At 26.7% G+C, this 10346-nt stretch carries 7 protein-coding genes, 1 tRNA gene and 1 pseudogene; 7 read left to right on the top strand and 2 right to left on the bottom strand.

Annotated elements, in window-relative coordinates:
* Positions 1-137 precede the first annotated feature (137 nt).
* Positions 138-213: transfer RNA gene (locus ACERKK_RS07255), tRNA-Cys, on the top strand.
* Between the two features lie 118 nt (positions 214-331).
* Positions 332-2608: an EAL domain-containing protein gene (locus ACERKK_RS07250; protein WP_373772415.1), complete on the top strand. Its 2277-nt coding sequence runs from the start codon at positions 332-334 to the stop codon at positions 2606-2608.
* 13 nt (positions 2609-2621) lie between these two features.
* On the opposite strand, the gene ACERKK_RS07245 is transcribed toward ACERKK_RS07250, so the two are convergent.
* Positions 2622-4994 (bottom strand): transporter substrate-binding domain-containing protein, encoded by a 2373-nt coding sequence (locus tag ACERKK_RS07245; protein ID WP_373772414.1) that lies wholly within the window; start codon positions 4992-4994, stop codon positions 2622-2624.
* 170 nt (positions 4995-5164) lie between these two features.
* Here ACERKK_RS07245 and tkt point away from each other — a divergent pair, with 170 nt between their 5' ends.
* Complete coding sequence (gene tkt / locus ACERKK_RS07240; protein WP_373772413.1) at positions 5165-7081, top strand: transketolase; 1917 nt, start codon at positions 5165-5167, stop codon at positions 7079-7081.
* A gap of 34 nt (positions 7082-7115) precedes the next feature.
* On the opposite strand, the gene ACERKK_RS07235 is transcribed toward tkt, so the two are convergent.
* The gene (locus tag ACERKK_RS07235; protein WP_373772412.1) at positions 7116-7601 is read right to left on the bottom strand and encodes a DUF4405 domain-containing protein; all 486 of its coding nucleotides are present in this window, start codon (positions 7599-7601) and stop codon (positions 7116-7118) included.
* Positions 7602-7754: 153 nt separating this feature from the next.
* Between ACERKK_RS07235 and ACERKK_RS07230 the strand changes: the two genes are divergently transcribed.
* The 4 genes and pseudogenes from ACERKK_RS07230 to glyA all read left to right on the top strand — a co-directional run.
* On the top strand, positions 7755-8606 hold the full coding sequence (locus ACERKK_RS07230) for an NAD(P)-dependent oxidoreductase (protein ID WP_373772411.1): 852 nt from the start codon (positions 7755-7757) through the stop codon (positions 8604-8606).
* 3 nt (positions 8607-8609) lie between these two features.
* Positions 8610-9002, top strand: a complete 393-nt coding sequence (locus ACERKK_RS07225; protein WP_373772410.1) for a 4-oxalocrotonate tautomerase family protein — start codon at positions 8610-8612, stop codon at positions 9000-9002.
* A gap of 32 nt (positions 9003-9034) precedes the next feature.
* On the top strand, positions 9035-9877 hold the full coding sequence (locus ACERKK_RS07220) for a bifunctional helix-turn-helix domain-containing protein/methylated-DNA--[protein]-cysteine S-methyltransferase (RefSeq protein ID WP_373772409.1): 843 nt from the start codon (positions 9035-9037) through the stop codon (positions 9875-9877).
* A gap of 69 nt (positions 9878-9946) precedes the next feature.
* Positions 9947-10346: pseudogene (gene glyA / locus ACERKK_RS07215) on the top strand (serine hydroxymethyltransferase); the annotation flags it as partial.

Genomic DNA, 10346 nt, shown 5'->3' with positions numbered 1-10346 from the left:
TGTACCGGTTTTGAAAACCGGCGAGGTTCACGCCTCCGAGGGTTCGAATCCCTTGCTCTCTGCCACTTATACAATTTATACAAAAAATCATCTAACTTTTTATAATTTTAAATGATTAATCACTATACATTTCTGTTGGAGGTATAGCAAAGTTGGTAATGCCTCGGATTGCAAATCCGACATGCGTTGGTTCGAGTCCGACTACCTCCTCCACTTTTTAAACAATCATAATTTTTTTCACTTTCTTTTTAATTCTAAAAACAATAATCTCAACTAACAGAAACATAATAGTACAATTAATATATACAAAATTATTAATATAGGTTTTATTATGGCAACTATTAAAAAAAATATTTGGACACTTTTTTATATGATTTTTTTTATTGGAATTATCATATTATCAATAGTTATATTTTTCTTATCTTTAGATATTCAAAAGAAATATAAATATGAACAAGAAAATATTACAAAAATTTCTGCAAACTCTGTAAATTCGGTATTTTTGCAATATGAAATGATATTAAATATACTAGGAAATGAACTTACTTTAAATAACAACTATAAATCTAAAAAAAATTCTCAAGAAATTTTAGATAATTTAAATAAATTAAATCCATCAATTATTGGATTTTTCTTATATAAACCAAATGGTGAAGCCTACTTAACTAACAGTACTGTGGATATTAGTAAGTTAAGAAATCTATTAAAATCAGAAGAGACAAAAGAAGTTTTTAAATATACACTGAATTCTGATAAAATGATTATAGGCAGAACTTTTTTTATAGAACAGTTTAATGATTTCATTATTCCTATACGAAAAACAATTCGAGATAAAGAGAATAAAGTTATTGCTGTTATGAGTGCTGGAATTGATTTAAAAAGTGGATTTGACTTCTTTTTAAAAAATCAAAATAGTGGTTCTATTCATGAAACATTTTTATTTAGAGACTTTGATTATTATTTCCAAATAGCACAGCATATACACTCTAAAAATAAAGAAATTTACAATCACTCTATCCCTAAAGAGATTATTGATAATTCACTACAAAGAGTTAGTTTATTATATAATACGAGCATAAAAGATATAAAAGAGAATGCACTTATTACAACAATTAAAAGTAATGATAAAAGAAATGTTTTAGCTTCAAATATTTATATAAAAGATTATAATATATGGTTAGTAACTCAAACACCATTAAAAAATATGTATAATGAAATCTATACAAAATCAGCTACTTTAATTGCTCTATTTTTTATAGTTTTTAGTTTAATTTATTACTTATTTAGATATATCAATAATTATGAAAAAACAAAACAAGAACTTTTATATTATCAAGCAACACATGATGATTTAACACATTTGCATAATAGATTATATTTAACAAAAGAGTTTTCTTCTTTAGATAAACAAAAACCTTTTTCTTTATTTTTTATTGATATGGATAATTTTAAAAGTATTAATGATAACTATGGACATATAAATGGAGATTTAGTTCTTAAAGAAGTTAGTAAAAGGTTGTTATTACTAATAAATAAAAAAGATATTCTAGTTAGATATAGTGGTGATGAATTTATATTAATAAGCTCTACTATAAATAAACAAGATTTAGAAAACCTAGCTTCAGGTATTATAGAAAAGCTATCAATGCCCTTTTATATTAAGCAATATGAGTTTAGATTAGGAGCTAGTATTGGTATTTCTTTATTTCCAAATGATGGGGATACTTTTGATGAAATAAAAAGATATGCAGATATTGCTCTTTATGAAGCAAAAAAAGATAAAAATACATATCAAATTTTTGAGAAATCAATAAAAGAAAAATATTTAAAAAAATCTCTTATTGAGAGAGAACTAAAAACAGCATTAGAAAAAAATGAAATTTATATGATGTATCAACCTCAAATAAATAAAGATGGAACTCTTTATGGAGTTGAAGCACTTGTAAGATGGGAAAACAAAAATTTAGGTTTTGTTCCTCCTGATATATTTATACCAATTGCAGAAAACTCTGGAATGATGAGAGATTTAGGTCTATTTATTATTGATAAATCTTTAGATGAAATAGAAAAATTGCAAAAAAATCTTGATTTTAAATTTCAATTATCAATTAATATTTCAGTAAAACAGTTTATGGAAAAAGATTTTTATGAGAATCTTTTTAACAGTATTAATATCCATAAATCTATAAAAACAGATATAACACTAGAAGTTACAGAAAATGTTTTTATAGAAGATTTAGAGTTTATTGTTGGTTTATTAAATAGACTAAAAAAACATAATATTAAAATCTCTTTAGATGATTTTGGAACAGGCTATTCATCTTTGAGTTTATTAAAACGATTACCTATTGATGAACTAAAAATTGATAAAAGCTTTGTTGATGATATTTTGACAGATAAAGATTCATTAAGTATGGTTGAAAATATTATTTCAATAGGTAAAAAACAAAATATGACGGTATTAGCTGAAGGTGTAGAAAGTATAGAACAAAAAGATTTATTACAAATTAGTGGTTGTGATTTATTTCAAGGTTATTATTATTCAAAACCACTAAAAATTATTGATTTAGAATCATATATAAATAAGAGTATTAATATTAAAAGCTAAATACTAACACTGTTTAAGATGGAATTTTGATATTGAATAATGCACCACAATATTCAATATCTTCATACTTAAATAAATCATTTTCAACACTTATTTCTCCATGCATATGTTTTGTAATAATCGTATAAGACATATAAAGACCAATTCCTGTGCCTTGGTTTTTATCTTTAGTTGTAAAGTAAACATCAAAAATTTTATCTTTTATTTTATCTTCAATGCCACCTGCATTATCTTTTATTTTGATAACTACATTATTATTTTGTTTTAAGACCTTAATAAATATCACTTTTTTATCTAAATCTTTTGTTTCAAATGCATCAATTGCATTATTTAATATATTCATAATTACTTGAATAAATTCATTTTGAAGTCCAAAAATACTTAAATCTTCTATTTCTTGTATTATCTCAATATTTCTGTTTTTAAATTTTGATTCTAAAAGAGAAAGTGTTTTTTCAATTGGAATTTTAACTTTGAATGATTTTTCTTCTTTGTCTTGATGGAAAAATGTTCTAAAATCATCAATGGTTGCAGAAAGATGTTGAGCTGAATTATTTATACTATCCATTGTATCTGCAAAATTTTTATCATCTAAGATTCCCAATGATTTTTGTAGTTTTGCACCAGTTGCAGCTGTTGAAATAACTGATAGAGGTTGTCTCCATTGATGAGCGATATTTTCAATCATTTCACCCATTGCTGCCATTTTTGATTGTTGTGCTAGGATATTTTCTTTTTTGATTAATTCATTTGTTTTTATTATTACTCTTTTTTCTAAGTTTTTATTTAAGGCATTTAACTCTTTAGTTTTTTCTTCAACTGTATCTTTTAAAGTTTTATTTAGACGATTTAGTGTTAAAGTTCTATTTATAAATCCAAGAAGTATTACTATAATTACAAAAAGTATTTGCCAAAAAAGAGTGTAATCAAAACTCTTCTCAAAATGGATATTATTCCATTTATCAATTATATTAACTACTTCTTTTTGTGAAATTGAGTCAATTGCTTTATTTAATATAGAGTGCAATAAAATATAATCATCTCTGATCATAAATCTTAAATCATAATCTATACCTGTATTTCCAGTGATTTTTAAATCATTAAAACCTAATTTATTTATATTATAAAGAAGTACAGGTTTAATATCAACAAAGGCATAAGCTTTTTTATCTTCAACGTAATTTAGTCCTTCTTCTATACTATTTACTAAAATAAAATTCATATTTGGATATTTTTCTTTTAGTAGCATATGTGCTGTAAAATTTTTTCCAACAGCAACTTTTTTATTTAGTAAAGCACTTGCATCTTCAATAAAGTTCTCATCTTTAAGTGTAACTATTGAAAGAGGAAAAGAAGCATAAGGTTTTGTAAAAAGCGAATACTTTTCTCTTTCTTTTGTATGTCCTATGCTATATATTAAGTCATTTTCTTTTTTTTGTATGTTTTGAAGTTGTTTATTAAAAGTATCAGAAAATGAGTTTGTATAAGAGATATTTAACTTATTTGCAATTAATTCCCAATACTCTGTTGAAATTCCAGAAGCACTATTACTCTTTGATAAAAAAGAGAAAGGTTTCCAATCTGTTGATATTGATATTTTAAATATATTCTTTTTTAAAAACTCTTGTTCTTCTTTAGTAAGGTTTATATTTTTCTTTTGCTCAAGATAAGTAAGATTTTTTTTATCAAATATCCATCTATTTTCTAGTTCAATTAGTTTATCAAGAGGTATGTTTTTAAAACCTTTTGTAAAAATATCTGCATTAACCTGATTATTTGCAATTGCCTCAATATCATTTTTTATAATTAAGAAATCATTTGATTTTATTAAGTGAAAATATTTATTTTCTAGTATATAAAACTCAATAGCTGATTTATCATCATAAATAAAATCAATTTTATTAGAAGTTAATGCTTTAATACTTGATTCGTAAGTTTTGAATATTTTTATTTTTGCAAAAGGGTATTTTTCTTTAAGTAAAATATCATAATCAGAACCTATAATTCCAATACTAAATTTACTATCTTTTGTAATATTTTGATTATTTTGTCGTAATGAAAAAAATGTACTTTTCGTTTGATAAAATGCAACAGATGGAATCATCCACTCTTCATAACTTTTAGTTCCTAAAAAGAAGTCTACTTTATTGTTTTTTACTAAATCTAGTGAATTATCCCATGTTTTTCCAGAAACAAAAGTAACTTTATAATTATTCTGTTTTGCCCATAATTTCCATATATCTATTAATAATCCATTTGCTTTATTATTTTGCTCATAAGAAAAAGGTGCATAATCTGGATCATAAGATACAAGAAAATTGTTTTGTTTCGAAAATACTAAAGTTGCCAAAATAATAAAAAATAAGAAGAAAATTTTTTTGAACATATACTAACCTTTGAAATTTAAAAACTTATAATACTATAAAAAATATTATGTTAACCAAATTATATTTTTATTTAATAATATTCATAAAACTGGTGCTTCATATTGTATTTAATCAAATTTAGCTATAATCGTGAAAATTCAGAAAACTTCATTAAATAAATAGGATAATTATGTCAAAACAATTATTACAAAAACAAGCAGATACGATTAGATTTTTAGCAGCAGATATGGTTCAAGCAGCCAACTCAGGACACCCAGGTGCACCAATGGGTCTTGCTGATATTGCAACAGTTTTAAGCAAACACTTAAACGTTAACCCAGCAAATGAAAAATGGTTAAATAGAGATAGATTAGTATTCTCAGGTGGTCACGCAACTGGTTTAGTTTACTCACTATTACACTTATGGGGATTTAATGTTTCAGTAAATGACTTAAAAAACTTTAGACAAACTCATTCTAAAACTCCAGGACATCCAGAATATGGACATACTCATGGTATTGAAATTACAACAGGACCATTAGGTCAAGGTATTGCAAATGCAGTAGGTTTTGCATCAGCTGCAAAATATGCTCAAAATACTTTAGGATCTGATGTTATTAATCATAAAGTTTACTGTTTATGTGGAGATGGAGATTTACAAGAAGGTATCTCTTATGAAGCAACAGCGACAGCAGGTCACTTAAAATTAGATAACTTAGTTATTATTTATGATTCAAATAATATTACAATCGAAGGTGATACTTCTTTAGCATGGTCTGAAAATGTTAAGAAAAGATTCCAAGGTATTGATTTTGAAGTAATTGAAATTGATGGGCATAATTTTGAGCAAATTGAAAATGCATTTGTTCAAGCAAAGGCTGCTACAAAACCTGTAATGATTATTGCAAAAACAGCAATTGGAAAAGGTTCTGTTTCTATGGAAGGTTCACATCATGCTCATGGTGCTCCATTAGGTGAAGAAGATATTAGACTTTCTAAAGAAAAAGCTGGATTTAACCCAGATGAAAAATTTATTGTTCCTGCTGAAGTTAAAGGTGCATTTGATAAATTAATTATTGGTTCAGAAGCTGAAAATAAATGGAATGATTCTTTATCAGCAGAAGCTAAAGCTAAAATTGAAGAGTTACAAAACCCTAATTATGATGCAGTTGAGTACCCAACTTTTGAAGCTGATACTTCAGTTGCAACAAGAGATTCAAATCATAAAATCTTAAATGCAATTGCAGCAGCAGTTCCAGGATTTTTAGGTGGATCTGCAGATTTAGGACCTTCTAATAAAACTGAATTAAAAGGTGAGGGTGATTTCCCTAATGGAAGAAACATTCACTTTGGTATTAAAGAACACGCAATGGCAGCAATTGCTAATGCTATGAATTTATATGGTTTATATAGAGTTTATTCAGCAACATTCTTTGTATTTTCTGATTACTTAAAACCATCTGCTAGAATTGCAGCACTTGCAGGAATCCCACAACACTTTGTCTGGACTCATGATTCTATTGGTGTAGGTGAAGATGGACCAACTCACCAACCAATTGAGCATTTATCTCAATTTAGAGCATTACCAAACTTCTATACATTCAGACCAGCGGATGCTACTGAAAATGTTGAATCTTGGAAAACTGCACTTAAAATGAATGCTCCAACTGCATTTGTTTGTTCAAGACAAGGTTTAAAAGTATTAAAAAATGAGAAAGCTTACGGTGAAGTTTCAAACGGTGCTTACTTACTTAAAAAAAGAGATAATGCACAAATTACAATTATGGCTTCAGGAAGTGAGCTAATGTTAGCATTGCAAACTGCTTGTCATTTAGAAGAAGATGGAATTATTGCAAACGTAGTTTCTGTTCCTTGTTTTGACTTATTCTTAGAGCAAGAGCAATCTTATATTGACCAAGTAATTGATAAAAATACAAGAGTTTATGCTGTTGAAGCTGCACGTGGTTTAGAATACTACAGATTTGCTGATGTTGTTTATGGTATGGATACATTTGGAGCATCAGGACCAGCTGGTGATTTATTTGATGAATTTGGATTTACAATTCCTAAATTAAAAGCTAATATCATAGCTGACTTTAAAAACTAGTTTTACTTTTACAAAAGAATAGATGAGTTTTCATCTATTCTTTTACTAGTTTCTCAATAATTTCAAAAGGTGAAATGTTGTTTTTATCTGCTATTTCTTTTATAGATTTACCTTTTTCAATTTTAATCCCCATATTTAAAAGTTTTTCTTCAGCCTTTTCATAACTATCTACAAATAAAATAGAACTTTTTTCTATAGGATTAGATAATGTTGCTTTAATAATTAGTGCCTTAGGGCTTGGTTTTGAAGATGATGTTAATATAAAACCTAAAGCTATTGAAGCTATTAATCCTGCTGAAAGAAAGAATACTTTATTAGAAAAATATTTTTTCATTGATTTCCAGTTATAATAAACATGAAAGATTATAATTGCAACAAATGCTAAACCTAATATTTCATGCATTTGTTTTGTATAGTTATCTAAAATATGAAAATACATAAGTACTCCAGTAATAGCAATAACTAAAAATAAGAAGGTAGTAAGAGAGATAGCAAGCTCTCTTTTTTGATGAGTTTTCACGTAAGTGTCCTTTTTTATTTTAATTATAATAAAGGTCTTTTAATAATGTATTAATTATAGTTTAACCCAATATTAACGATATTATATAAAAAAATTCATTGACAAAAAATTCATTGTTTAATATAATCTAAAAATTTTTAACTAAGGAAGAATATGTCAATAGGATTTATAGGTTTAGGTAACTTAGGCCGTGCAATTACAACTAGACTTTCTCAAATGGGTGAAGAAGTAATTGTTTATAATAGAACAAAAAGTAAAGTATTAGATTTAGGATTTGAAATAGTAGAAACTCCAAAAGATTTATTACAAAAGTGTGATGTAGTTTTTTTATGTCTTTTTGATTCTACTGCTGTTGATAATATTTTAAATATGGAAAATGGTCTTTTATGTGAAGAGTTAAAAGGTAAAACTATTATTGATTTATCTACAAATCACTATGAAGATGTTTTAGACTTTCATAAAATTATTAAAGAGTATGAAGCATTTTATTTAGAATCACCTGTATTTGGTAGTGTTGCGCCTGCTTTAAAAGGTGAAGTGACTATTACATGTTCAGGTATAAAAGAGACTTTTGAAAATGTAAAACCATTACTTGAAAAATTTGGAAAAGAAATATTTCATTTAGAACTTGAAGGTCAAGCTACAAAAATGAAACTGATTAATAATTTATGTTTAGGTTCATTTATGGCTACACTTGCTGAATGTACATCACTTGCTGAAGGTTGTGAGATACCTAAATCAAAAGCTTTAGAGATTTTAGGAGTTGGTGGTGGACAATCACTTGTTTTAAAGGCAAAAACTCAAAAATTAATAGATGAAGATTTTTCAGCACATTTTTCTAATGATGCAATAAATAAAGATTTACATTGTTTACAAGATTTAGCTTATAGTATGAAAAGACCTCTTTATACAGCAGCTGTACCAAAAGAGTTATTCTCTAAAATGAAAATGATGGGTAAGGGTGATGAAGATTTTTCTTCAATATATCAATTATTCAAAGGATAAAAAATGCCACATTTACAATTTGAAATAAATAAAAAAGTATCAAATGAAGTAAAAGATAAGTTTGTTAATCAAATAAGAGATGTATTTTCAGAGGTTATGGATACTGGAAAAGACCATATTGCAATTAGTATAAGAGAGTATGATAAATACAATCTTACTATTGGAAGAGCTAATCCCTTAGATGATATTTGTTTAATGAACCTTGATATTAGAGAAGGCAGAAGTATTGAAAAACGAAGAGAAATAGCTCTTCGTTATATGGAAATTGTAAATGATTTATTTCAAATAGATCTAAAAAACCAATATATAACTTTTACTCAACATACAGGTGAAGATTTTCACTTAGTTGAGAAATTTCTTGCAAATTGGCAAAGTGGTGAAGATCCTCTTGTATAAAACAAAAAACTAATGTTCTCGTAGGATAAAAAATGAGTGATGAGTTATTAAACCAAAATAACAATTATATTCAAATAGAAAAAGCAATTAAATATATAGATAATAATTTTAAACAACAACCTTCTATTGATGAAATTGCAAAAAATATTGGAATGAGTAAATTTCATTTTATAAGAGTGTTTAAAGAGTATGTTGGTGTTACTCCAAAACAATTTTTGCACTCTGTTACATTAAACTATGCCAAAGAACATATAAAAGAGTCAAAATCAATCTTAGATAGTAGCCTAGATATTGGACTTTCCAGTACAAGTAGGCTTCATGAACTATTTGTAAATCTAATTGGTGTAACGCCAAAAGAGTGGAAAGAAAAGGGTAAAAATGTTCAAATAACCTATGGTTATGGACAAACCCCTTTTGGTGAAGCTTTGATTGCATTTACACATAAGGGTATTTGTTACTTAGGATTTATTGATAATAATAAAGATATTATTTTTAATAGATTTAAAGAGTTATGGGAAAATGGAACACTGATTTTTGATGAAAAAAAAGCAAATGATTATTTAGAAAATATTTTTATTAAAAATAAAAAATATAACCTTTTTGTAAAAGGAACAAATCTTCAAGTTAATGTTTGGAAAGCATTACTTAATCTTCCAAATGGAGTAGTTTCAACTTATCAAGATATTGCAAATTTTGTAGAAAAACCAAAAGCAGTAAGAGCGGTTGCTAGTGCTATTGGACAAAATCCAATAGGATACTTAATTCCATGTCATAGAGTTATAGCAAAAAGCGGTGCTATGAGTGGTTATCGATGGGGCTTAGAGAGAAAAAGAATACTAATAGCCTATGAATCAATAAGTAAAGAGAATAAATAGCAATTTTTGGATTGCACCTTTTTTCAAGTTTTGTTATACTTATGCAAAATTAGAAAAAAGGTTTATATTATGAATTTTATATCAAACGCAAACTTAGAGACAGCAGATAACAAAGTATTCCAATTATGTCAAAATGAATTAGAAAGACAAACAGATCATTTAGAAATGATTGCAAGTGAAAACTTTACATCTCCAGCAGTAATGGAAGCAATGGGATCAGTATTTACAAATAAATACGCAGAAGGTTACCCAAATAAGAGATATTACGGTGGATGTGAATTTGCAGATGAAGTTGAACAATTAGCAATTGATAGAGCTTGTGAAATCTTTGGATGTAATTATGCAAATGTACAACCACACTCAGGATCTCAAGCAAATGGTGCAGTATATGCAGCATTATTAAAAGCAGGTGATAAAATTCTAGGTATGGACCTTTCTCATGGTGGACACCTTACTCATGGTTCAAAAC

The sequence above is a fragment of the Poseidonibacter sp. genome (assembly GCF_041821165.1).
Lineage (GTDB): Bacteria > Campylobacterota > Campylobacteria > Campylobacterales > Arcobacteraceae > Poseidonibacter.
This window is presented reverse-complemented; position numbering and strand designations above follow the sequence as displayed.

What these genes read in the sequence shown, in the direction of transcription:
- tkt (WP_373772413.1), top strand. Translation starts at nt 5,165, where the DNA reads ATGTCAAAACAATTATTACAAAAACAAGCAGATACGATTAGATTTTTA.
- ACERKK_RS07230 (WP_373772411.1), top strand. Translation starts at nt 7,755, where the DNA reads ATGTCAATAGGATTTATAGGTTTAGGTAACTTAGGCCGTGCAATTACA.
- ACERKK_RS07220 (WP_373772409.1), top strand. Translation starts at nt 9,035, where the DNA reads ATGAGTGATGAGTTATTAAACCAAAATAACAATTATATTCAAATAGAA.
- ACERKK_RS07225 (WP_373772410.1), top strand. Translation starts at nt 8,610, where the DNA reads ATGCCACATTTACAATTTGAAATAAATAAAAAAGTATCAAATGAAGTA.
- ACERKK_RS07245 (WP_373772414.1), bottom strand. Translation starts at nt 4,994, where the DNA reads ATGTTCAAAAAAATTTTCTTCTTATTTTTTATTATTTTGGCAACTTTA.
- ACERKK_RS07250 (WP_373772415.1), top strand. Translation starts at nt 332, where the DNA reads ATGGCAACTATTAAAAAAAATATTTGGACACTTTTTTATATGATTTTT.